The following is a 22,889-nucleotide window of genomic DNA, read 5'->3' as shown; positions in this document are numbered from 1 at the left end:
GGCGGCGTCCGGTGTCGCCCGCACGACAAGGGGGAACGCGGAGGGGTGCGACGAGGCCGCCGCTGACGTGCGGTGGCCGGGAAGGACGCGGCGTGAGCGGTGACGAGGACGCGCTGAAGACATACCGGCACAAGCGCCGGTTCGACCGTACGGCCGAGCCGGAGGGCAAGCACGCGCGCAGCGGCGACGAGCCCCGCTACGTGGTGCAGATCCACGACGCGACCACGCTGCACTTCGACTTCCGGCTGGAGTGGGACGGTGTGCTCAAGTCCTGGTCGGTACCCAAGGGCCCCTCCATGGACCCGCACGACAAGCGGCTGGCCATGCCCACCGAGGACCACCCCCTGGACTACCGCACCTTCGAGGGCGTCATTCCGCGCGGCGAGTACGGTGCGGGCCCCGTCATCGTCTGGGACGAGGGCACCTACGAACCGCTGTCCCGGGACTTCGGCAAGGCGCTGGCCAAGGGGCACATCTCCTTCCGGATGCACGGCGGCAAGCTGCGCGGCGACTGGGCGCTCTCCCGCTTCCGCAGCGGCGACGACGGCGAGCGCGAGGCCTGGCTGCTGGTCAAGAAGAGCGACAGCCACGCCTCCTCCCGGGGCGCCCCGGACCCCTGGCGGGTCCGCTCGGCGCTGAGCGACCGCACCCTCAAGCAGGTACGGGAGGAGCCCGCCGCGGAGTGGACCCGCGAAGGCGGCCCGGGGTGAGCGGCCTGCTCAAGGGCCTCCCTCCGGACGAGCGCGCCCTGCTTCGCACATCGGCGCCGGGCGCCGCGCTGGCCGAGCGGCCCATGCGCGCGGAGCTGAGCGACCGGCGGGACTTCTCCGCCGGCGGCTGGGTCTTCGAACGCAAACTCGACGGGGTGCGGGCGCTCGCCGTCCGCGAGGGCGGCACGGAGCGGCTGCTGTCCCGTTCCGGGCGACGCGTCGACGCCACCTACCCGGAGATCGTGGAGGCGCTGTCCGCTCAGGGCTGCACCGACTTCACCGTCGACGGTGAGATCGTGGCCTTCGCCGGCGGGCGTACCGACTTCGCCCGGCTCCAGCAGCGGATGCAGCTCAGCACCGAACGGCAGGCCAGAGCCAGCGGCGTCGCCGTCACCTACTACGTGTTCGACCTGCTCCGGCTCGACGGCACGGACCTCACCCGGCTGCCGCTGCGTACCCGCAAATCGCTGCTGCGCAGGGCGCTGGACTTCCACGAACCGCTCCGCTTCACCACGCACCGCAACGAGGGCGGCCAGGAACTGCTCGACCAGGCGTGCGCGCGAGGCTGGGAGGGGCTGATCGCCAAACGCGCCGACGGGCGTTACCAGTCCCGCCGCTCCCCGGACTGGCTCAAGCTCAAGTGCGCCGGCGGCCAGGAGCTCGTGGTCGGCGGTTTCACCGAGCCGGCCGGCAGCCGGGTGGGCTTCGGCGCGCTGCTGGTGGGCTACTACGAGGGCGGCGCGCTGCGCTACGCGGGCAAGGTCGGCACCGGCTACGACCACGCCACGCTGGTGACCCTGCGCCGCGGTCTGGACCGGTTGGAGGCGCGCCGCTCCCCGTTCGCCGATCCGGTCCGCGAGCGCGGCGCCCACTGGGTCGAGCCCCGCCTGGTCGCACAGATCGGCTTCACCGAGTGGACCCGCGACGGCATGCTGCGCCACCCCCGCTTCCTGGGACTGCGGGACGACAAGAAGCCCGAGGACGTGGTGCGGGAGACGCCCCGGGAGCGCCGCTGATCCGAGCGTTCCCCGCGGCCGGCTGGTTCCCTTCCGCACTGTGCGGGCACTACGGAACGCATGGATCACGATGCCGCACCGGTGCTGGAGGCGCTGGCCCGCTACCGCGAGGCGGACGAGCTGCCCTTCTCCCCGCCCGGCCACAAGCAGGCCAGGGGCGCCGACCCGCGCGTGCGCGAGGTGCTGGGGGACGCGGTCTTCCACGGCGATGTCCTGGCCTCCGGCGGGCTGGACGACCGCCGTACCCGGGCCGCCGTCCTCGTCAAGGCTGAGCAGCTGATGGCGGAGGCGGTCCACGCCGAGCACACGTTCTTCTCCACCTGCGGCAGCTCGCTGTCGGTGAAGTCGGCGATGCTCACGGTCGCCGGGCCGCACGAGAAGCTGCTGGTCGGCCGGGACGCCCACAAGTCGGTGATCTCCGGGCTGGTCCTCTCGGGCATCCACCCCGTCTGGGTGGAGCCGCAGTGGGACGAGAAGCGGCTGCTCGCGCACGCGCCGTCGGCCGCCGCCTTCGAGGCCGCGTTCGCCCGGCACCCGGACGCGCGCGGCGCCCTGGTCACCAGCCCCACCCCGTACGGCAGCTGCGCCGAGCTGCACGCCGTCGCCGACGTCTGCCACCGCCGGGACCGGCCCCTGATCGTCGACGAGGCCTGGGGCGCCCACCTGCCCTTCCACCGCGACCTGCCCACCTGGGCCATGGACGCGGGCGCCGACGTCTGCGTCACCAGCATCCACAAGATGGGCAGCGGCCTGGAGCAGGGCTCCGTCTTCCACCTCCAGGGACCCCGCATCGACCCGCTGACGCTGGCCCAGCGTGCCGACCTGCTGGGCACCACCAGCCCCAACGTGCTGATCTACGCGGGGCTGGACGGCTGGCGCCGGCAGATGGTGCAGCGCGGCCACGAGCTGCTGGGCCGCGCACTCGACCTCGCGGGGGAGGTGAGGGGGCGTCTGGAGGCCATGCCGGGGCTGCACGTCGACGACAGGGCCGACTTCGTCGGCGAGGGCCTGGCAGCCGATCTGGACCCGCTGCCGGTCGTCATCGATCTGGCGGAGCTGCCGTTCACCGGATACCAGGCCGCCGACTGGCTGCGGGAGCACCGCCACCTCGACGTGCACATCAGCGACCACCGCCGGATCAACACGCAGCTGACCCACGCCGACGACCGCCACACCGCCGCCGCCCTGCTCGACGCCGTGGCAGAGCTGCTCGCCCGCGCGGACGATTTCCCCGCTTCGCCGACCGTGCGCCTGCGCAGCCCAGCCGACCTGCGGATGGAACAGGCGTGCCTGCCCCGGGACGCCTATTTCGGGGCACACGAGGACGTGCCGGTGGACGAGGCCGAGGGGCGGATCGCCGCCGAGATGATCACCCCGTATCCGCCGGGCATCCCCACCGTGCTGCCCGGCGAGCGACTGACCGGCACTGTCCTGGACTATCTGCGCAGCGGGGTGGCGGCCGGCATGAACCTGCCCGACGCGGTCTCCCCCGAGCTGGACACGGTCCGCGTGCTGGCCGACGGTCCGCCCGCCCCCTCCCGCCCCGACCGCTGAAGAACCGCTCGCTGCACGCCCGACCGCCCCTCCCGACACCCGCCCACGGCATGTCCCTGACCTTCCGACGCCCCCGGCCCCCGGCCACGGGCCCGCTTCCGGACCTGCCCTGCTCGCCCCCGAACCCAAGGAGCCGCCATGCCGCGCGCCGCACTCTTCGATGTCGACGGCACCCTCACCGACACCACCTACCTGCATGTCGACGCCTGGTGGGAGGCCCTGCGGCAGGCGGGGCACAAGGTGCCCACCGCCACCCTGCACCGGGCCATCGGACTGGGCGGCGGCGACCTGATCGCCCACGTTCTGGGGGAGGGCCGCGACCGTGACCAGGACGCGTCCATCAGCGCCGCCCACAAGACGCTCTTCGCCACCTGCCACGAGCGGCTCGCCGCGCTGGAGGGCGCCCGCGAGCTGCTGCACGCCCTGTACGAGAGGGGCTGGCAGATCGTGCTCGTCACCTCCGCGGTGGGCGGCGAGCTGGCGGCGATGCGCCGCGCCCTGGACGTCGACGACCTCATCACCCACATCGCCAGCGCCTCCGACGTCGAGCGGGGCAAACCGGCCCCGGACTCCGTCGACCAGGCCAGGGAACGCACGGGTGCCGCCCGGGAGCAGACGGTGTTCATCGGTGACTCCGTATGGGACATGTACGCCGCCTCCCGCGCGGGGGTGACCGCACTCGGTGTCCTCTCGGGCGGCATCCCGCGTGCCGACCTGGAGGAGGCCGGTGCCCAGGAGATCTACGAGGGTCCGGCGGACCTGCTCACCCAGCTGGAGGAGAGCGCGTACGCCCGGCTGGAGCGGGAGACGTGATCCCGCTGCGAACCCTTGCCGACCTGCGACGCGCCCCGCGTAGCCGGGAGGGTGGAGGGGTACCCGGAGGTCCGGACGTAAGGAGGCGACCATGACCGGAGACGGCAGGGACATCCCCGCGGAAGAGGGTGTCAGCACGGAGGACGCCGCCGAGATGGGCGAGGGGCCCCAGGAAGGCCGGCTGCCGGGCGACCGGGCCGACCGCGGGGCGTGGAACCCGCCCGTGGAGTCCGACCCGCCACCCCGTGGCCCCGGCCAGGACACCGGCGGCTTCGACACCTCGTTCCTGACGCCGGAGGCGGAGGCGGACGAGGAGCACGCCGAGCCGGCCGACCCGGGCGTCGCCCCGGAGGAGCAGGGCATCCCGGATCTCCAGGACGGCACTCCCGAGCAGCAGCGGGCCAGTGACCCGCAGAAGGAGTCGGTGCCCGGTGACGAGCCCACGGCCGTCACCCGCTCCGCGCCCACCCCCGCCGAGATCCGCGAGGGCGAGTCCCTGGACGAGCGGCTCGCCGAGGAGGAGCCCGAGGTTTCCGAACGGGAGGCCGTCTCCGGGCCGCCCGACGAGGCGTCCGGGCTGCTGCGTACCGACCCCGAGCCCACCCCGCCCCGCCGGCAGGACGTCTACGGCCAGGAAACCGGCGAGGGCGGCCTGATCGCGGGTGAAAGCGGCCTGTCCGCGGAGGAGGACGCCCTGCGCACCAGGGACGAGGACGAGGTGGACGGGGTGTGAGCGACGGCGGACGGGAGGGGCGGGACCGTCGTGGTCCCGCCCCTCCCGTCCGCCGTCCGTCCCCCCGGCTCGTCACATCCGCCCGGCCTCCGGGCGCGCATCCGGCCGGGGCTCACCCCGCGTGCAGCGGATCCACCCGGAAGCGGAGCGTGAAGTGGTCGAGTGTGGCGGGCACCGGAGCGGCGGACCGCAGCTGGGCGTGGGAAGCCAGGCCGAACTGGTGCTCCTCGAGCAGGGCGGCCAGCAGGGTGCTGACGGTGAAGAGCACCAGGTTCTCCCCGGGGCAGCCCGCGGGACCCGAACTGAACGGGACGAGCGCCGGGTTGGACCGGGCCCGATGCCCGGTCTCCTGCGTCCACTGCTGCGGCGCGAAGCTGTCACCCGCAGCGCCGGCCGGCTCGGCACGGTGCAGATAGGGCGTGTACAGGGCGAAAACGGTGCCCGCGGGCAGCGTGCCGCCCGCCCATGAGGTCTCGGCGGTGCTCTCGCGCAGGATCAGCGGCGTCGTCGGCCACAGCCGCACCGACTCCAGGGCGCAGCCGCGCAGGTACGGCAGCCGGCGAGGGGCCGTCACCTGGCCGTCGCGCGCCTCCGCGCGGGCGCGAGCGGCCGCCTCCGGGTGGGTGGCCAGGAGCGCCAGCGTCCGGGCCGCGGCCATGCCTGCGGCGTCGTAGGCGAACAGCCAGTGCGGGATCTGCCCCGCCCGGTCGGTACCGGCCGGCGCCCGGGTGGCGGCGACCCGCTCGGCGAGGCTGCCGGGCTGCGCACGGGCCGTGTACCAGCGCACCCGGGCGAGGAAAGCGCTGCGCAACCGCCTGCGGCGGGGCCCGGCGAGCGACCAGTTGGCCGCCGAGCGCAGCGCCCCCAACTGGGCGGTCAGCGTCGTGTCGTCCCGGGCGGCGTCACCCAGCACGATGCGGCGTACCGCCCGCCACCAGGCGGCGTCGAAGTCCTCCCACCGCAGCTCGCCCGACCGGTCGGCCTCGGCCAGCAGCGCTGCCGCCTCCTCGCGGACGACGCCGGCCAGCGGGCCCGCCAGCTCGTGCAGCGGCTCGGGGGTCTGCAGGACCTGTTCGACGAACTCCCGCCGCGCGGCCCGCTCCCGGCCGCCGGAGATGAGCACCCCGTGCGGCTGGAACTGCGCCAGGGAGCTGCGCTTCTCCAGCGTCGCCGGACTGAACGGCTCGGGGGTCTGCGCCAGGATCCGTTCCGCGTCCCCCGGATCCAGCACCATCGCGTACGCACGCCCCCGCACCGTCAGCGGCAGCGGCCCCGTTCCGTGCCGGTCCCGCAGGGCGCGCATCCGCCGCACCCCGCGCCGGTCCCAACCGGTGCGCTCCAACAGCGACATCGCCGAGGGCCTGCGGACGATCACCCCGCCCGCCAGCACCGGCAGCAGCACGTCGCCCACCACACCGGCCGTCTCGCGGGCACCCAGCGACGGCAGCGCCCGATCGGCGGGCTCCGGCAGGGTCTCCGGGGTCGTGGTGGCGGCCTCGGTCAGTCGCATCTGTCACTCCACTCGCTTCGCTCGCCGGACGCTCCGACGGCTCTCGGGTGCGTCGTGCCGGGATGGTCCCAAGAGCGTCGCGGTACCCCCGGAGCACCGGCCGAAACGACGCGCGGGGTGGTCCGTACGGCGCCCGCGCGGCTCGTTTCACGCCGCGCGCGTGGTGGTACCCACTGACCCGTCCGGCCCGGGTGGGCACCGTCCGTCGAGGGGAGACGGCCTGATGGTGCGTCGGCTCGCGGCGGCCGCGGAGGTGGCCGTCTGGTGGGTGGTGCTGGCCGGGCTCTGGCTGGTCCTGATCCAGTCGGTCGACACCCTGGAGTGTGGTGTCGGCGCGGGTGCCGCCCTGTTCGCCGCGTACGGGGGACGGGCCGCCCGCAGAGCGGCGGCGCGGCGATGAACGGCTGGCTCGCAGCGGCCTGCGCGCTGCTCCTCGTCGGCTTCCTGCCCACGCTGCTCGCCATGTGCACGGGTTCCGTCCGGCGCCGTGTACTGGCGCAGAACCTGGCCACCGTGCTGGCCGCTCTCGCTCTGCTGCTCCTCTCCCAGGGCTACGCGCGGTCCTCCTACACGGACATGGCACTGGTCCTGGCCGTGCTCGGCCCGGTCGGCACGCTGATCTACGAACGGCTGCTGGGGGAGGAGCTGCGAGCCGACCGTCCGTCCCGCCGGGTCACCCGGACGATGACCGCGCTCAGCGTGGCGCCCGTACCCGTGGTGGTCGTACCGGTCTGCGTCGCGGCCACGCCCGGCAGGACCACGCTGAAACTGCTGTTCATCGCGGGGCTGCTGGTGGCGGGCAGCGCCCTGTGCACCCGGGCGCTGACGACCCCGCCCGGAGGGGACGGCTCCCATGGCTGACGACCTGCCGATCGTGCTGGCGCTGCTGCTGGTGACCGTCGCCGGGACGGCTACCGTGCTGACCCGCGACCCGGTGCGTCAGGTGTTCGCCCTCGCGGGGCTCGGACTGGCGCTCGCCCTGCTGTTTGCGGTGCTCCAGGCGCCGGACGTAGCTCTCTCGCAACTCGCCGTCGGCACCGCCCTCACCCCGCTGATGGTGCTGCTGTCGGTACGCAAGGTGCGACGCAAAGCCCGCAGCGAACGGCGGGAGGAGCACGAATGAGCCTGCGCGTGCGCACGGTGGTGCTGGCCGTCGGGCTCCTCGGGCTGGCCGCGATGCTGGTGGCCGCCTTCCGGAAGCTGCCCGGCTTCGGCGGCTCCTGGCACCCGTACGGACAGCGTGCGGTCGAGACCGCGCTCGGGCGGCACACCTCCAACGCGATCGCCTCCATCAACTTCGACCAGCGGGCCTTCGACACGATGGGCGAGCAGGCCATCCTCTTCGGCGCGGTCCTCGGCACCGTCGTCATCCTGCGGACCACCCGCGACGAGCGCCGCGTGGAGCCCGAACCGGCGCGGGTGCCCGCACCGCTGCGCCGCTACGCGCTGGCCGTCCTGCCGGTGACGCTGCTGACCGGGCTCTACGTCGTCGCCCACGGCCAGGTCAGCCCGGGTGGCGGCTTCCAGGGCGGCGTCGTGGCGGCGACCGCGCTGCACCTGCTCTACATCGCCGTCGACTACCGCGCGCTCCAACGGGTCCGCTCCGTGCCCCTGTTCACGCTCGCCGACGCGGCCGGGGAGGCCGGCTACCCCCTCCTCGGCCTGGGCGTCCTGATGACCGGGGCGTCCTTTCTGGAGAACGTCCTGCCCTACGGAACCCTGGGCACGCTCTCCTCCGGCGGCACCGTGCCCGTCCTCAACGCGGCCATCGGGCTCGAGGTCGCCGCCGCCGTCGTGGTGCTGCTGGCACAGTTCCTCGACCAGGCCATCGTGATCGAGTCCGAAGACGGTGAGCAGGGGGCCGGAAGCGTGGGGGGCGGGGACGGGGACGGACGCCGCGGCGAAGGGGGCGCAGCGTGAGCATCCTGCCGTACCTGGTGGCCGGTTGGCTGTTCCTGGCCGGCTGCTACGGCCTCGCCACCAGTCGCAACCTCATCCACGCCGTGGGTTCGCTCGCGGTCTGCCAGGCCTCCACCTACGTCCTGCTGCTGTCCGTCGGATACCGCCGCGGCGGCACCGCGCCCGTCTTCTCCGACCTGAGGCCCGGCACCCGCCCGGTCGTGGACCCGGTGGTGCAGGCCCTCACGCTCACCGACGTCGTCGTCGGAGCGACCCTCACCGCGCTGCTGCTCGCGCTGGTCGTGCAGGTCTCCAAACGGCACGGCACCGTCGACCCCGACGAACTGCGGGAGCTGCGCGGATGACGGCAGCACAGCTCCTGCCCGTACTGGTCGCCGGGCCGCTGCTCGGAGCGGCCGTGCTGGTGGCCACCGGGCGGTGGCTGCCCCGGTACGTCGCCGACGTCTTCGGCGCGGTCGTCGCCGGCGCCGCCTCCGCACTCGCCCTCGGGGTGCTGGTCGCCACCGCGCACCGTCCGGCGGCCGTGGAGTGGGTGGGCGGCTGGCGGCCCCGGCACGGGACGGGGGTGGGCATCGTGCTGGTCGGTGACGGCATCGGGCTCGGCCTGGCCGCCGTCGTCTCCGTCCTCGTGGTGACCGTGCTCGTCTACTCGTGGCGGTTCTTCGACGATCCGCCCCCGCACCAGGCCGGCGCCTTCCCGGCGCTGATCCTGGCCTTCCAGGCGGCCATGAACGGATTCGTCCTGACCGGCGACCTGTTCAACGCCTTCGTCTTCTTCGAACTGATGGGCGTCGTCGCCTACGCCCTGACCGGGTACCGCGTCGACGAGGCCCGCGCCGTCCAGGGCGCCCTCACCTTCGGTTTCCTCAACTCGTTGGGCGGCTACTCCCTGCTGCTCGGCGTAGGACTGCTGTACGCCCACACCGGGGAGCTCGGCCTCGCCCAGTTGGGCGCGCACCTGGACGCCGCCCCGGACGGCTCGGGGACGCTGGTGAAGGCGGCGTTCGTCCTGGTGGCCACGGGCTTCCTCGTCAAGGCGGCCGCCGTGCCCTTCCACTTCTGGCTGCCCGACGCGCACTCGGTGGCGCCGACTCCGGTGTGCATGCTGCTGTCCGGGGTGATGGTGCAACTGGGCGTCTACGGCGTGGCCCGGCTCTACTGGACCGTGTTCGCGGGTACCGGGGGCCTTCCGGAGGCGGCCGTCCACCGCGCACTCCTGGCGCTGGGCGTGCTGACCGCCGTCGTCGGCTCGCTGCTGTGCTGGCTGCAACGGCACGTCAAACGGCTGCTGGCCTTCTCCACCATCGCCCATACCGGGCTCTTCCTCGTCGCGCTGGCCGTCCTCACCCCGGAAGCCGTCACGGGCACCGCGCTGTACGTTCTCGGGCACACCGGCGTCAAGGCCGCGCTGTTCGCCTGCGCCGGCGTGCTGGTGGACCGGTTCGGCAGCGTCGACGAGCGGGAGCTGCACAGCCGCGGCGGAGAACTGCGGCAGCTCGGCGTGCTGTTCACGGTCGGCGGGCTGGCCCTCGCCGGGCTCCCGCCGTTCGGCACCGGACTGGGCAAGGCCCTCTCGGAGGAGGCGGCGGGGGGATGGCTGACGGTCGTCTTCGTGCTCGTCTCCGCCGCCACCGGGGGAGCCGTCCTGCGGGTGGCCGGCGGCGTCTTCTGGGGCCTGGGCGCCCCACCCGCCGACGAGGGCCGGGTCGAGGCCGCCCCCTCCCGCCACGGGGACCGTCCCGGCAGCGGAGCGGCCGAGAGCGAGGCGGAGGACGACCCGGAGACCACCGGTGCCGACGAACCGGAGGAGACCCGCGGCCGGGTGACCCGGGTGCCCGACACCATGTTCGCCGCGGCCGTGGCGCTCCTCACGGGCGGGCTGGCGGTCGGCTGCGTGCCGCCGCTGTGGTCGGCCGTCAGCCGGGCCGCCGACACCTTCACCGACCACACCGGCTACGCCATGACCGTGCTGCACGCCGCCGAGGCACACGCCCCGCCCTCTCTCGTGCCGCACTGGTCGACGGCCGGGGTCCTGCTCGGGCTGCTCTCGACCGGGCTCGCCGTCGGTGCCGCCTGCGCCGCGCTGCGCACCGTGCCCAGCGGCGTGCGGCCCCGCTGGTCCGTGCCGGTGCGCCGCCTCCACTCCGGACACGTCGGCGACTACGTCGCCTGCGCCCTCGCCGGGCTGACCCTGCTGGCGGCCTTGGTGTGGTGACGGCCGGTGGCGTGGACGACCGACGACGGTGTGGTGACGCGCGGCGGATGTGACGACTGCGGCGGCAGAGGCGGTGGGGGCCCGGCCGTGGGATGCGCCCCTCACGCGCCCCCATAACACAACGCGCACGCCTGGTGTCAATGTGTGGCCAAAACTCCCCGTCTCCTCCACGCGATGAGCTTGTATGTATGAAGCGGCGCCTGTCATACACGGCTATCAGGCACTTAGAGGGGACTCGACGTGATCCGAGTACTGCTGGTACACGATGTGCGCATCCTCAGATGCGGGCTGGCGTCTCTGGTCGGATCGGAGCCCGACATCGAGATCGACGCCGTCTCCTGGAAGGAGGCGACCAGGCCGGGGCGCACGCCGGACGCCGATGTGTGCGTGGCGGACGCCGACCTGACAGGGCGCGCCCCGCTCGCCGCGCTGGCGCAACCCCTCCGCGTCCCCGACGACGTCCGCGGCTGCATACGCAGCGCCGGGACGGGGCCTGCCCGGCGGTTGCTGGTGCTCGTCAGCCACGACTGCCCCGGGGCGCTGCGCCGGGCGCTGGACGCGGGGGCGCGTGGCTTCGTGGGCAAGGACGCCCTCCCCGAACAACTCGTGACCGGTGTCCGGCGGGTCGCCGCGGGGGAGCGCTTCGTCGACAACGCGCTGGCCGGCACCCTGCTGCGCGCCTCGGAAGTGCCGCTCAGCGAACGGGAGCTGACGGTCCTCTCCGCGGCGGCCGAGGGCGCGCCCGTCACCGAGATAGCGCGTCGGCTGGGCCTGTCGACGGGGACCGTGCGCAACTACATGTCCGCCATCACCCGCAAGACCGGCGCCCGCAACCGCGTGGACGCCATCCGCATCTCGCAGGGAGCGGGCTGGCTGTGAGCCGCTGCGCCCCCCGGGGTGTACACCGCGCGGCCCGTCGGGACTCCACCCGCCCGGACCGTCGCTACACGCGGGGGTGCGGCGCCCAGTTGGCGGTCAGGTCCCGGTACAGAGGTGACCGCTCCAGCAGTTCCCGGTGGGTGCCGCAGCACGTGTGGGGACCGTCCAGCACCAGTACCCGTTCGGCGCGCAGGGCGGAGCTGATCCGGTGCGCGATCACCACCAGCGTGCCGCCGCGCCGTGCGAAGGCCCTCTCGGCGCGTTCCTCGGCGACGGGGTCGAGGTGGCTGCTCGCCTCGTCGAGGACGATTAGCGGCGCGGGTGAGAGATGGGCGCGGGCCAGCGCGAGTTGCTGCCGCTCACCCGCGGAGAGGCCCGCGGGGTCCACGTGTCCCGCCGGCCCGCCCAGCCGGCGCACCAACGCGCCGGCGCCCGTCGCCTCTGCGGCCTCCCACAGCGCCGGGTCGGAGGGTCGTGCGGCGTGCGGGGGCAGCAGGCAGCACAGGTTCTGCCGCACGCTGCCCGTCAGGACGTACGACTCCTGCGGGATGAGCACCCGTTGGCGGGTGGGCGGGGTGCCGCCCGGGTGCCCCGCGGCGGGCCTTCCGGCCAGCCTCACCTCGCCGCGAGTGGGGCGCAGCAGTCCGGCGACCAGCAGCGCCAGCGTGGACTTGCCGGCTCCGCTGGGGCCGACGACCGCCAGATGGGTTCCTGCCGGCACCGAGACGTCGAGGCCTGCCAGCACGGGTTCGGCCTCCGGGCCGTAGGCGAAGGTGACATCCCGCAGTTCGAGCGCCGCAGGCGCCCCTGTGGCGGCCCGGCACGGCACCGGCCCCGAAGCCGCCTCCCGCTTCGACGCGGTCCCCCGCCCTGACACGGTCTCCTGCCCCCGCACCGCCTCCGGTCCGAGCGGCGCTGGAGGGACCGGGCTCGTGCGCGGGAGCGGAAACGCGACGGTGGGGGAGGCGGGCGGTGCCCCCTGCCGCAGGCGGTCGATCACGACGGCGAGCCGGGCCCCGGCACCGCCCAGCCCGTGCACCAGGCTCTGCAGCGCGGGGAGCAGCGCCTGCGTCAGATAGGTCAGCGCCCCGGCCAGCGACCCGGCGCTCACCCCCTGCCGCAGCAGCCAGGGCGTCAGCACCAGCAGCAGGACGACGGGCAGACGGCCGCCGAGGCCCAGCGCGAGGGCGCGGGCCACCCCCCAGTACGCGAGCGCGTCGGCCGCGCACCGCTCGGCGTCGATACGCTGCCGCACCGCCCGCTCCGCCCCGTCCCCCGCTCCGCACGCGGCGACGTCGCGCAGCGCCCGCACACAGTCCCCGGTCCCCGCTGCCAACTCCTCGTCGGCGACCAGGAAGTCCCGCTGCCGCCGGGCCAGCGGACGCAGCGTCACGGCGAAGACGGCCAGGCCCGCGGCCAGTGGCGGCACGACGACGAGCAGCAGTTGCGGCGCCAGCGCGGCCAGGCCCAGGACCGCGCCGACCAGCGACACGGCGAAGGCTCGGGAGACCATCACCAGGCCCGCGAAGCTGTCCCGGGCGATCTCCACCTGGTGGGTGAGCCGGGAGACGACACCCGTACCCGCCGGGTGACCGGGCCCGGCTGCGCCTGCTGGGCCCGCGGAGCCACCGGCGGCGCCGTCCGCCGCCTGAACCGGGGTCACCGCGGCGGTGACGGCCTCGTACAGGCTGCGCTCCACCACGCGGCGCACCAGCACGTCGCGCAGCGGTTCGGCGAGTGCCGCCACGCAGCGGTACACCCGCGCGGTACCCACCGCCCCCACCAGCAACCCCGCTGCGGCGGCGGCCAGCCAGCAGAGCCCGGTGACGGGGCGCCCGGCCAGGAAGCCGTCGTCCAGAGCGCGGGCCGGCGCGAAACCCAGCGCGAAGGTGTGCGCCGCCTCCAGCACCGACCAGCCCGCCAACGCCACCAGCACGCCCGGACGGCGCCGCAGGAACCGCAGCCCCGCACGAACGGGCCCCTGGGCGCGGCGGTGCCTGCCACGGCGTGCGGACGGGCCTGCGCGCTGGGAGCTCACCACTGCTGCTCCGGGGCTCCACTGCCGAACAGGGCCCGGTACTCCGGAAGGTCCCACAGCCTCTCGTGCGGGGCGACCGCACGGATTCGGCCACGCTCCAGCCAGGCGGTGAGGTCGGCGCGGGCGGCCGTCGAGGCGCGGTGCGCGACCACGAGCCGGGTCCGTGCCCCGGCGGTGCCCTCCAGCATGGCTCGCGTCACCCGCACTTCGGTCACGGTGTCCAGACTGGAGGTGGCGTCGTCCAGGATCAGCACTCGACCGCCCTGCGCGAAAGCCCGCGCCAGGCCGAGGCGTTGCACCTCGCCACCGGACAGCGGCGCCTGCCCGGGAGGGGTGTCGTAGCCGTGCGGCAGCGTGCGGACGAAGCCGTCGGCGCAGGCGGCGGACACCGCCTGCCGGACCCGCGCTTCCCGGGCGGGACCCTGGCCTGATCCGTGCCCCGCGGGGATGCCCGCCGCGACGGCCTCGCCCACGGTGTCGCCGAAGAGGACGGGGCGCTCGAACGCGAAGCCGACCGCGGTGCGCAGCGCCCCGGGTTCCAGCGCGGCCAGGTCCACGCCGTCCAGCAGCACCCGTCCGGCATCGGGCTCCACCAGCCGCCCGGCGACGGCGGCCAGCAGCGACTTGCCCGCGCCCGAGGGGCCCACCACGGCCACCGTGGCACCGGCGGGCACCACCAGGTCCACCCCGCGCAGCACCTCGTCGCCGGGCGCCCCGTCACCGCCGTACGAGGCGTGCACGCCGCACAGCTCCAAGCGGCCCGCGGCAAAGGCCGTCTCCTCGTGGGCCGGGGCGGGCACCCCCAGGTGTCCGGCCCGCATGGTGGGAACGGCCAGCACCTCCGCCAGCCGCAGCGCGGCCGTGCGGCTGCGCACCAGGGCGTTGAGCTGGCCGACCAGCGTCCCGACGCCCGCCGCCAGCGCCGCGTACCGGGTGGCGGCCACCAGCCCGCCCACGCTCAGCCGTCCCTCGCCGACCAGCAGCCCGCCCACGGCCACGACGGCCACCTGGAGGAGCGGCACCAGCACGGCGGCCTGCGCCGTGGCCCGGCCCTGCACCCGCCACGTGCGGTACCCGTGGTCGGACAGCTCTCCCAACGGCTCCAGCACTCTGGCGCTTTCGCGGTCCCGCACACCGGCCGCCGCGATGGTCCGGGCCCCCAGGAGCGCCTCCACCAGCCGCCCGGCGATGCGGGCCTGCGCCTCCTGGTAGCGCGTGACACAGGCCGTCGACGTCCGTGCGAAGGCGCGCAACAGCAAGGCGAGCAGCGGCGTTCCGAGTGCGAACACCGCGGCCAGCCACGGGTCCAGGAGGGCCAGCGCGACGAGACCGCCCACCGGCGTGACCAGCGCCGCCAGTGCGGAGGCCGCACTGCTCGGCCCGGTCCCCGCGTGCGCGGCGTTGCCCGTGCACCGGGTGACCAGGTCGCCCGGCGAGAAGTGCGCCGCGCGCAGCGGACCGACGCCCAGCAGGTGCCTGACGAACCGGGTGCGCAGCCGCGCCGTGGTACGGGAGGTGAGGGTGCCGGTGAGGACGGTGTCGGCGGCGTCCAGCACGACCAGCGCACAGGTCAGCGCGGCGCACACCGCGAGCCAGCCGCCCGCCGCTGCGCCGGCGCCGTTGCCGTCGGCGGCCAGCAGCAGGTCGAGTGTGCGGCCGAGCGCGGCCGGAAGGGCCAGCCCGGCGCCGGCCGCGGCGGTCGCGGACAGGAAGCAGGCCGCCGTGCGCCACCGGTGCCGGCGCCCTTCGGCGAGCAGCAGCCGGTCGGCGTCCCGCCGCCCGAAGACAGGGGAGTGCCCCTGGGCGGGGGCAGAACCCCGCCCAGGAGCACCGGGTGCCAAGGTCACCCGGTCACAGACACAGGAGCGCGCTGTGGGAGCTCTGCTTGTCGCACAGGAGGAGGCTCGCGCTGCTGTCGTCGCCGCCGCCGGTCCGCTCCTCGGGCTCCAGCGTCTGCAGGTCGAGAAGTGCCATGGTGGTTGTTCCTTCCCACTCGGGTGAATCGGTGTGTGTTACAGGGACGGTGGTGCTTGGGTACGGCCTTCGTCCCGCAGGCCGGTTCGAGGGCTGCCGTCGGGCGCGGGGGCGCCGTGCGGCAGCGGGGTGGGGACGCCCGCGCGGGGCGCCGGGCTCGCGACGGGCGCGAGGAAGGGCAGGCCGGGCAGCGGGCCTTGTCCGGTACGTGCGGCCGCGGCGGCTCCGGCCGCCAGCAGGCAGCCCGCCGTACCGGTCGCCAGGTCCATCGACAGCCGCATCATCTGGTCGCCGGGGAAGGCGAGTTCACCCGCGTACGCCATCCCGTACCAGCCGAGTCCTTCCGACTGGGCGACCCGGTCGCCCTCGGTGACGCCCGGGGTGCGGGTCCTGCTGAGGTGCAGCAGCATGCCCGCGCGGCCCTGGAAGAGGCCCGGCTGCGCGTAGTACCGCATCCGGGCGGCGGGCAGGATGCCCGCGCGGGCCCGCAGGAACGCGCCGTGGTCCGGCCGGTGCGCGAGGAAGTCGTCCAGCACCATGGCGATGCCCACGCTGCCCGCGCCCAGGTACGGCATCGTGCGGCTGCCCTCGTCCACCTGCCAGGTCCCGGCGCGGTCCTGCACGCAGTGCGCCAGGTCCCGCTGAAGCGCCCGCTCCGCCACGTCGAGCAGTGCCGGGTCGCCGTGCCGCTCGTACAGCCGGAGGCAGAGCAGCGCCGTGCCGCAGGCTCCGTGCAGCAGCCCGGCTCTGTCCGGGGCGTCCGGCGCGTGCGACGTGTCCGGCGCGTGCTGTCGGGAGTCCGGGCGGTTCAGCCGCCGGATCAGCAGCCGCGCGGCCTCGTCGGCGTAGGTGTGCAGACCCGTCTCCCCGGTCTCGTCGGCGAGTCCGCCCAGGGCGAGGCCGAGACCGGCCAGTCCGCCGAAGAGGGAACTGCCGAGCTGCTGCCACCTCTCGTCCAGCACCCGTTCGGTCAGCTCCAGCGCCCGCTTGGGGTGACCGTGCCGGGCCAGGACGAGGGCCACTCCCGCCAGGCCGTCGTACAGTCCCAGCAGGGTGCCGCGGGGTGGCGGGTCGGTGTGCCGCAGCAACCACTCCTCGCCCTCGGAACAGCGCCCGGCGCCCGTCTCGGCGAGGGCGTGGAGCACCCCGGCGGCGCCGTACGCCAGGCCCAGGCCGCCGCCGGCGGTGAACTGCGCGATGTCGCCGGGGAAGAGCCGGTCGTCCCGTTCGGGGGTGGCCGAGGCGAGCAGGGCCCGTGTCATCGAGTCGCGTGCGGCGGGCCAGTCGTCCGGGCTCACGAGCCGATCCCTGCGGGGCGGTCCTGACGTGGCCTGTGGAGGACTCCCTGGGCCGTCGGCCCCCTCGATGGTGGCGACTGCCTCGGCCAGGAACGGCCCGGGCACGCCCGGGAACTGCTCGGCGGCGATCCGTGCCAGGTCGGCCGCCTTGCCGCGGTCGACCGCCAGCAGCGTCGTCATCGGCACGAACAGGGCCAGCCGCAGACAGGCCAGGGCGTAGCGGTCGATCTCGTAGCCGGTGCGGTCGGCCGGGGCGATGAAGCCCGGGTGGGCGACGATCTGCCGCGGATCGTCCTGCGCGCGGGCCGCCGCCTCGAAGTCGATCAGCGCCACGGACTGTTCGTCGGGCGCCACCATGATGTTGAACATGTGCAGGTCGTTGAAGACGATCCCCCGCGCGTGGACCGCCTCGACGGCCTCCTCGACCAGGCGGTGGACGCGCAGTGCCCACTCCGTGTGGCGGGCGACCGCCTGCGGATCGGGGTCGGCGCTCAGCAGCGGGTGACGCTGTGCGAAGAAGGTGTTCAGCGGCTTGCCCGGCACCTCCTCCAGCACCAGGAACCGGTGTCCGTCCAGCTCCAGCCAGTCGCGCACGGCCGGAACCACCGGCAGCCCCGCGAGCTGGTCGAGCGCCGCCCTCTCCCGCTCCAGCCGCGCGACCGCGTCGGCGCCGTCGGCGGCGAGCCCGGCGTGCGGACGGGCTTCCTTCAGGACGACCCGGTTGCCGTCGCGGGTGTCGGTGCCGCCGTAGACACCACCGCCGTTGGAGAAGTGCAGCGCCCGTTCGATGCGGTACGGCAGATCCCCGATGTCCGAGGAGGCACGCGCCGCCAGCGCGGGGCGCAGGAACGCCGGGAGCTCCACTCCGTCCGGCACCCGGAACGAGGGATCCTTGCGGTCGGGCACGAGGGCGCCGTCGGCGTCCTCGACGGCGGGTACGAGGTTTCCCTTTCCGTCGAGGCAGAAGCGGGGCGCGAAGCCGCCGTAGCGGACGTACAACGGACCCTGGCGCCAGCGCAGATCGGTGAGAATGTAGGGACCCGCTCTGCCGTGGAGTTTCTCGCCCAGTTCATGGAGTATCTCTTCGAGCTGGGTCTCGTCGGTGGGATAGAGGGTGGCGAATTTCCCGCTGGTGCCCCGACCGGCGTATTTCGCGTTGCGCAGGTAGAGCAGTGTACGGTGCGGCACGAATTTGAAGGGAATCCCGCGGGGTACGCAGTGATCCCAGACGATCGAGCCGATCCCGTCCGCGTTGTGCAGCGTCGCCGAGGCGTGGATCTTCCAGCCCTGAGCTGGGAACTCGCCGCTGACAGGCCGCAGTTCGAGCCAGTCACCGGAGCGGGTGCTGCGCCAGCCCGCCGGCACGGGGCGGTCGGCCACGGGGAATGCGCCCGGGTCCCGCGGCCGGTCGCCCGGCGCGGATTGCGGGGAGAGGCCGGTCGGCGTGGAATCCGACAAGCGGTCCAGCGTGTCATAGAAATGCCGGTCCGCGAGACAGAATATCTCGTACCGCTTGTCCATCGTTCCCCTCCCCTGGGAAGTACGGAACAAGAGTGCAGCACGAGGAGGGGAAAAGGATAGTCGGTTCTGTCACGAAGACAGTGTGAGGAACGCACGGGTAACCGTCCGCAATTCCCCACGGAAAGTCTCGGGTCAGCCTTCGATTCCGGCGGGGAGCTCCAGGTCGCCACCCGGTGCGGCCGCGAAGTGCCGGGCGACCTCCGCCTCGGAGACCTCCTCCAGCGTGGCCGGGGACCAGCGTGGCCTGCGGTCCTTGTCGACGATCTGTGCCCGTACCCCCTCCACCAGGTCCGGCGAGGAGAGCGCCGCCACCGAGGTGCGGTACTCCGCTTCCAGCGCCTCCTCCAGACACGAGAGGGAGCGGGCCCGCCGCAGCGCCGCGAGGGTGACCTTCAGCGACGTCGGCGACTTGGTCCCGACGGCGGCGGCCGCCTCCTTGGCCGCCGGGTGGCCGCTCGCCCGCAGCCGCCGCAGGATCTCCGTCACGCTGTCCGCGGCGTAGCAGGCGTCGATCCACTCCCGGTGCTCCGTGAGTTCCGCCTCCGGGGCGGGGCGCGCGTACTCCTCCAGCGCGCGTTCGGGCGGGGTGTCGGCCAGCGCCGCCGAGAAGGCGGCAAGCCGGTCGCCGGGTACGAAGTGGTCGGCGAGACCGCACAGCAGCGCGTCGCCCGCGCCCACCGCGCCGGCTGTCAGTGCCAGATGCGTCCCCAGCTCGCCGGGTGTCCGCGACAGCAGCCAGGTGCCGCCCACGTCGGGCACGAAACCGATCGTGCACTCCGGCATCGCGACCTGCGCCCGCTCCGTGACGACCCGGACCGAGCCGTGCGCCGAGAGGCCGACGCCGCCGCCCATGACCACTCCGTCCATGAGGGCGACGTACGGCTTGGGGTAGTGGGCGATCCGGGAGTTGAGGCGGTACTCCTCGGCCCAGAACCGCGCGGAGTCCGCGCCGCCGCCCGCGCGGACGTCGTCGTGGATGCCCCGGATGTCCGCGCCCGCGCACAGCCCGCGCTCGCCGGCGCCGCCGAGGACGACGACAGCCACCTCCTCGTCGTCCTCCCACGCGTCCAGCGCCTCGGCGACGAGCCGCACCATCTCCCGGTTGAGGGAGTTGAGCGCGCGCGGCCGGTTGAGGATCAGCCGGCCGACGCGGCCGTCCTTGCGGACGAGAACGGGCGGTGCGGTCTCGGACACGCCGGTCTGGGACATGGACGCAGGCTCCTTCGCACACGACGGTGGACGATCTTTCCGGCCACCGTACGTGCCGCGGCACAGCGCCGCCGTCGCCCGCGTCACGCCTGCCGGACCTTCTGCCCTTGCGGGACCCACCTCCGCGCGTTCCGCGCACTGTGCCGACTCGCGTGCCGGCCTGCGTGGTGCCGTTCCCCAGGTGTGCGGCGCGATAGGCCAGGGCAGCCAGTTGCCTGCCGTACGGCAATGGCTGTTGACGGAGGCATGCTGAAGCTCCCCGTGGCGGCGACGCGGACAGGGGTGACCCTGCGCCGGCCCCGCCACCACGCGACGCGGCGCCCGCGGGCGCGCGCCCGGAGCCGCCTAGGTCGGTTCCGGGACGCTACCGTGGCGGCTCCTGGTCCGAACCATCACGGATGCAGGGACGGGTCACCAGTAGAGGGGGCGTTTACACCTCCCGGATTCCACGAGAGCGCTGGACGTTCCCAGGCGGGCGGACACGCGGTGGATCAGGCGTGCGGCGTCCCGACGGCGTCCTGGCGCTGTGGTCCCCACACCGCTTGGCGCATCCAGGTGGACACCTCGCAGCGCACCGGCGCCGAGCTCCGGACGATCGCGAGCCTGATCACCGGGTGCACCCAGGGGACCCGCGTGCGCGACTGGCTGCGCGAGGCCCTGCCCGCTTCCCGCACCCGTGTCACGGGGCCCCGGCAGGTGCACCCGGACCGGGTACGGCCGCGGAGTTGGAAGCCCTCGTTCCGGACTTCGTCTCGGAACCGGCCGAGCCCCGGCCTTCCGCGGAGCGGGCCCCGGTCGGCGGCCCGCCGACCGGGGGCTCAGCGGGTCTGCTGCTCGGGTACGGTCGCGGTGGCCGGCGGCGCCGGATCGGCGCCCGGCTCCGTGCTCCAGGCGCCCGCCAGCAACTCCTCGACCAGCTCGTCCAGCTCCAGCCGGCGCTCCACCCGGTGCAGATCGGTCACCCGGGCGCGCGTGCTCACCTGGCGCGGGGCCAGCAGGGAGCAGCAGTCCTCGTCGGGCAGGACGGAGATGTCCGCGGTGCCGAGCCTCCGCGCCTCGTCGATGATCTCCTGCTTCTCCCAGCCCAGCAGCGGCCGGAGCAGCGGCAGGGGAGCCGCTTCCTCCACGGCCGCCAGGTTCGCCACCGTCTGGCTGGCCACCTGGCCCAGGCTGTCACCGGTCACCAGCGCGTCGGCGCCCAGTTGCCTGCCGAGCACCCCGGCCGTGCGGGCCATCAGCCTGCGCTGCGCCACCACCTGGTGCCGCCCGGCACCCGCGACCGCGAGCTGCTTCTGTGCCTTGCCCAGCGGTACCACCCACAGCCTGCCCGGGGGCTGGAAGCGGTTGAGTTCGCGGGCGAGCGCGTAAGCCTTGTAGACCGAGGCCGCGTCGGTGTACGGGGCGCCGGTGAAGTGCACGTAGTCGCAGGCCAGCCCGCGGCGCATCGCCCGGTGGGCCGCGACCGGTGAGTCGTAGCCGCCGGACAGCAGCGCCAGGGCCCGGCCGCTGGAGCCCACCGGCAGGCCGCCCTGGCCGGCGATCCTCCGCCAGGACAGGAAGCCGCCCTTCCGGTCCACCTCCACGGTCAGCTCCACGTCGGGGGAGGTCAGGTCGACACGGGCGCCGGTCTCCCGGCGTACCCGCTCCCCGACCGTCGCCGCGAGCGAGGAGGAGGTGAGCGGGAAGGACTTGTCCCGGCGCTTGGCACGGACGGCGAAGCTGAGCTGTTCCGCTCCACCGGCCGGGCGGGCATCGGCGGCGGTACGCAACGCCAGGACGGCGTGCGCGCCGATGTCCTCGACCGTGCCCGGGACCCGTACCGCGGGCTGCACGACATTGAAGCCGATCACCCGGCGTACGCACTCCACGATCTCGTCCAGCGGTGCCTCGCCGCCCACCAGCGTGACGCTGCGGCCCTTCTCCACCCACGTCGGGCCCGGAAGCTGGCGCAGCGCCTGGCGCAGATTGCGGCGCAGCATCTCCTCGAAGCGCGCCCGGTTGCGGCCGCGGAGAAAGACCTCGCCGTGCTTGAGCAGTACGCACTCCCCGGCGCCCGGCCGACCGCGGTCCGCCTGGGGCGGGACCTGCCGTGTGCGTGCGCCGTCCTGCGGGTGTCCCTCGGGGGCGGGACGGGGCCCTGAGATCGTCACGGAACTTCCCTCCTGCCGACCAGGCTAAGCGAAACGGCGACCCCCTCGCTGCTCCCGGCTGCCTGCCGCGCAGCACCGGGGGAGAGGCGGACGCCGGCCCCCGGCGTACCGGACCGAGGGGCGCCGCTTCGCCGGGCGACGCCGTGTCAGGATGCGTACGCGTCACGTTCGCCCCGTCCCGTGGCCACCGGCGGGGCGAAGCCCACGTCACTCGGACCGGAGGGAGAGACACCGCATGGCCGAGGTCGTCGAGTTGCACTACTACCCCGTCAAAGGCTGCGCCGCCGTCTCCGTCCACGAGGCCACCCTCGAAACCGCAGGGCTCGCCCACGACCGGGCCTTCATGGTGACCGATGCGCACGGCGTGGGCCGCACCCAGCGCCGGGACCCCGCTCTCGCCCTCGTACGGCCCGAGGTGGGCCGCACGGGAACGGGCGGGGAGCGGCTGACACTGCGGGCTCCCGGTGCCGAGCCGTTGCACGTCGAGGTGGATGTGACGGGGCCGCGGCGCGAGGTGGAGATGCTCGGACAGCCGCTGCGGGGCATCGATCAGGGGAACGAGGCGGCCGAGTGGCTGTCCGACGTGCTCGAAGCGGCCGCCAGACTGGTGCGGGTGCCGCCGGAGAACGGCAGGGTCACCGACGGTCTGACGCCCGGCACCTCCAGGTTCCCGGACAGCAGCGCCGTCCACCTCGTCTCCCGTGCAAGCCTGGAGCACTTCAACGCGCGGCTCGCCGAGCGGGGCGCCGCGCCGCTGCCGATGGCCCGTTTCCGTCCCAACGTCGTGGTCGACGGCTGGGAGGGGGAGCCGCACGCCGAGGACCGGCTGCGGCAGGTGCGGGCGGGCGACGCCGAGCTGGGGTACACCAAGCTCGCCGTCCGCTGCGCGGTGACCCTCGTCGACCAGGACTCCGGGGTCAGGCGCGGTCCCGAACCGCTGCGCACGCTCGCCCGCTACCGCCGCGCCGCCGCGGGCGGTGTCGCCTTCGGAGCCAAGTTCGCCGTGCTGCGGCCGGGAACGCTCGCGGTGGGCGATCAGGTGGAGGCGACCGGCTGGGACGCCTCCGAGCTGTAGTTGCCGCCCCGGCTCGCGAGCGCCCGCAGCGCCCGGACCCAGCGGCTGTGGCGGGTGGGGCGGGCGACAAGCTCGGCCGCAGGCGCGCTCGGCCCCATCCAGGGCGTCGCCGAGGCAGGCGGCGCCCTCCCGGGGACCGACCGGAGGGCGCCGAGAGAGTCGAGCGACGTACGTCCACAACGTCTCCACGACCCGCAACGTTTCCGCGTCGGCCGATCGGCAACCCGCCCGCCGCCGCCGGGGTCAGGCCAGTGCCTCGGGCGGCCCCGGGCGG

The 22,889-nt window shown here is 74.4% G+C and carries 20 protein-coding genes; 13 read left to right on the top strand and 7 right to left on the bottom strand.

What is annotated here, in order from left to right; genetic code table 11:
- Positions 1 to 92: 92 nt before the first annotated feature.
- From H297_RS0118280 to H297_RS0118260, 5 genes are all read left to right on the top strand, one after another.
- A complete protein-coding gene (locus H297_RS0118280; protein ID WP_027738249.1) occupies positions 93 to 710 on the top strand; it encodes a DNA polymerase ligase N-terminal domain-containing protein in 618 nt (205 codons plus the stop codon).
- Positions 707 to 1,726 (top strand): non-homologous end-joining DNA ligase, encoded by a 1,020-nt coding sequence (gene ligD, locus H297_RS0118275; protein ID WP_027738248.1) that lies wholly within the window; start codon positions 707 to 709, stop codon positions 1,724 to 1,726. The genes H297_RS0118280 and ligD overlap by 4 nt, the downstream gene beginning before the upstream one ends.
- Positions 1,727 to 1,786: 60 nt before the next feature.
- Entirely contained in the window at positions 1,787 to 3,280 is a 1,494-nt protein-coding gene (locus tag H297_RS0118270; protein ID WP_027738247.1) for an Orn/Lys/Arg family decarboxylase, read from the top strand.
- Between the two features lie 138 nt (positions 3,281 to 3,418).
- Positions 3,419 to 4,093 (top strand): HAD family hydrolase, encoded by a 675-nt coding sequence (locus tag H297_RS0118265; RefSeq protein WP_027738246.1) that lies wholly within the window; start codon positions 3,419 to 3,421, stop codon positions 4,091 to 4,093.
- Between the two features lie 91 nt (positions 4,094 to 4,184).
- Positions 4,185 to 4,826: a hypothetical protein gene (locus H297_RS0118260; RefSeq protein WP_027738245.1), complete on the top strand. Its 642-nt coding sequence runs from the start codon at positions 4,185 to 4,187 to the stop codon at positions 4,824 to 4,826.
- Between the two features lie 112 nt (positions 4,827 to 4,938).
- On the opposite strand, the gene H297_RS0118255 is transcribed toward H297_RS0118260, so the two are convergent.
- Positions 4,939 to 6,336 carry a cytochrome P450 gene (locus tag H297_RS0118255; protein ID WP_078514255.1) on the bottom strand — a complete coding sequence of 466 codons (1,398 nt, stop codon included), beginning with the start codon at positions 6,334 to 6,336 and terminating at the stop codon, positions 4,939 to 4,941.
- A 223-nt stretch (positions 6,337 to 6,559) separates the two neighbouring features.
- On the opposite strand from H297_RS0118255, the gene H297_RS43750 reads away from it, so the two are divergent.
- From H297_RS43750 to H297_RS0118220, 7 genes are all read left to right on the top strand, one after another.
- Positions 6,560 to 6,736: a hypothetical protein gene (locus tag H297_RS43750; RefSeq protein WP_199787230.1), complete on the top strand. Its 177-nt coding sequence runs from the start codon at positions 6,560 to 6,562 to the stop codon at positions 6,734 to 6,736.
- A complete protein-coding gene (locus tag H297_RS0118245) occupies positions 6,733 to 7,197 on the top strand; it encodes a monovalent cation/H+ antiporter complex subunit F (RefSeq protein WP_027738243.1) in 465 nt (154 codons plus the stop codon). Before H297_RS43750 ends, H297_RS0118245 begins: the two co-directional genes overlap by 4 nt.
- Positions 7,190 to 7,459, top strand: coding sequence for a Na(+)/H(+) antiporter subunit B (locus H297_RS0118240; RefSeq protein ID WP_027738242.1), 270 nt, complete (start codon positions 7,190 to 7,192; stop codon positions 7,457 to 7,459). The genes H297_RS0118245 and H297_RS0118240 overlap by 8 nt, the downstream gene beginning before the upstream one ends.
- Complete coding sequence (locus tag H297_RS0118235) at positions 7,456 to 8,256, top strand: MnhB domain-containing protein (protein ID WP_027738241.1); 801 nt, start codon at positions 7,456 to 7,458, stop codon at positions 8,254 to 8,256. The genes H297_RS0118240 and H297_RS0118235 overlap by 4 nt, the downstream gene beginning before the upstream one ends.
- Complete coding sequence (locus H297_RS0118230) at positions 8,253 to 8,600, top strand: sodium:proton antiporter (protein ID WP_027738240.1); 348 nt, start codon at positions 8,253 to 8,255, stop codon at positions 8,598 to 8,600. The genes H297_RS0118235 and H297_RS0118230 overlap by 4 nt, the downstream gene beginning before the upstream one ends.
- Positions 8,597 to 10,471 carry a complex I subunit 5 family protein gene (locus H297_RS0118225; RefSeq protein WP_027738239.1) on the top strand — a complete coding sequence of 625 codons (1,875 nt, stop codon included), beginning with the start codon at positions 8,597 to 8,599 and terminating at the stop codon, positions 10,469 to 10,471. The genes H297_RS0118230 and H297_RS0118225 overlap by 4 nt, the downstream gene beginning before the upstream one ends.
- A gap of 240 nt (positions 10,472 to 10,711) precedes the next feature.
- Positions 10,712 to 11,350 carry a response regulator transcription factor gene (locus H297_RS0118220; RefSeq protein ID WP_027738238.1) on the top strand — a complete coding sequence of 213 codons (639 nt, stop codon included), beginning with the start codon at positions 10,712 to 10,714 and terminating at the stop codon, positions 11,348 to 11,350.
- Positions 11,351 to 11,414: 64 nt separating this feature from the next.
- On the opposite strand, the gene H297_RS0118215 is transcribed toward H297_RS0118220, so the two are convergent.
- The 6 genes from H297_RS0118215 to thiI all read right to left on the bottom strand — a co-directional run bounded on the left by H297_RS0118215 (position 11,415) and on the right by thiI (position 21,426).
- Positions 11,415 to 13,388: an ATP-binding cassette domain-containing protein gene (locus H297_RS0118215; RefSeq protein WP_199787229.1), complete on the bottom strand. Its 1,974-nt coding sequence runs from the start codon at positions 13,386 to 13,388 to the stop codon at positions 11,415 to 11,417.
- Entirely contained in the window at positions 13,385 to 15,235 is a 1,851-nt protein-coding gene (locus H297_RS0118210; RefSeq protein ID WP_027738236.1) for an ABC transporter ATP-binding protein, read from the bottom strand. The genes H297_RS0118215 and H297_RS0118210 overlap by 4 nt, the downstream gene beginning before the upstream one ends.
- Before the next feature lie 4 nt (positions 15,236 to 15,239).
- Entirely contained in the window at positions 15,240 to 15,362 is a 123-nt protein-coding gene (locus H297_RS42770; RefSeq protein WP_106959658.1) for a SapB/AmfS family lanthipeptide, read from the bottom strand.
- A 38-nt stretch (positions 15,363 to 15,400) separates the two neighbouring features.
- Positions 15,401 to 18,181, bottom strand: a complete 2,781-nt coding sequence (gene lanKC, locus H297_RS0118200) for a class III lanthionine synthetase LanKC (RefSeq protein ID WP_027738235.1) — start codon at positions 18,179 to 18,181, stop codon at positions 15,401 to 15,403.
- A 132-nt stretch (positions 18,182 to 18,313) separates the two neighbouring features.
- The gene (locus H297_RS0118195) at positions 18,314 to 19,390 is read right to left on the bottom strand and encodes an enoyl-CoA hydratase/isomerase family protein (RefSeq protein WP_051351956.1); all 1,077 of its coding nucleotides are present in this window, start codon (positions 19,388 to 19,390) and stop codon (positions 18,314 to 18,316) included.
- Positions 19,391 to 20,208: 818 nt separating this feature from the next.
- A complete protein-coding gene (thiI, locus tag H297_RS37005) occupies positions 20,209 to 21,426 on the bottom strand; it encodes a tRNA uracil 4-sulfurtransferase ThiI (protein WP_037794654.1) in 1,218 nt (405 codons plus the stop codon).
- A gap of 349 nt (positions 21,427 to 21,775) precedes the next feature.
- Between thiI and H297_RS0118185 the strand changes: the two genes are divergently transcribed.
- Complete coding sequence (locus H297_RS0118185; protein ID WP_027738233.1) at positions 21,776 to 22,615, top strand: MOSC N-terminal beta barrel domain-containing protein; 840 nt, start codon at positions 21,776 to 21,778, stop codon at positions 22,613 to 22,615.
- The last annotated feature ends 274 nt before the right edge of the window (positions 22,616 to 22,889 follow it).

Source organism: Streptomyces sp. CNT360 (genome assembly GCF_000424785.1).
The sequence above is the reverse complement of the archived record's forward strand: the minus strand, read 5'-3'. Positions and strand labels throughout refer to the sequence as shown.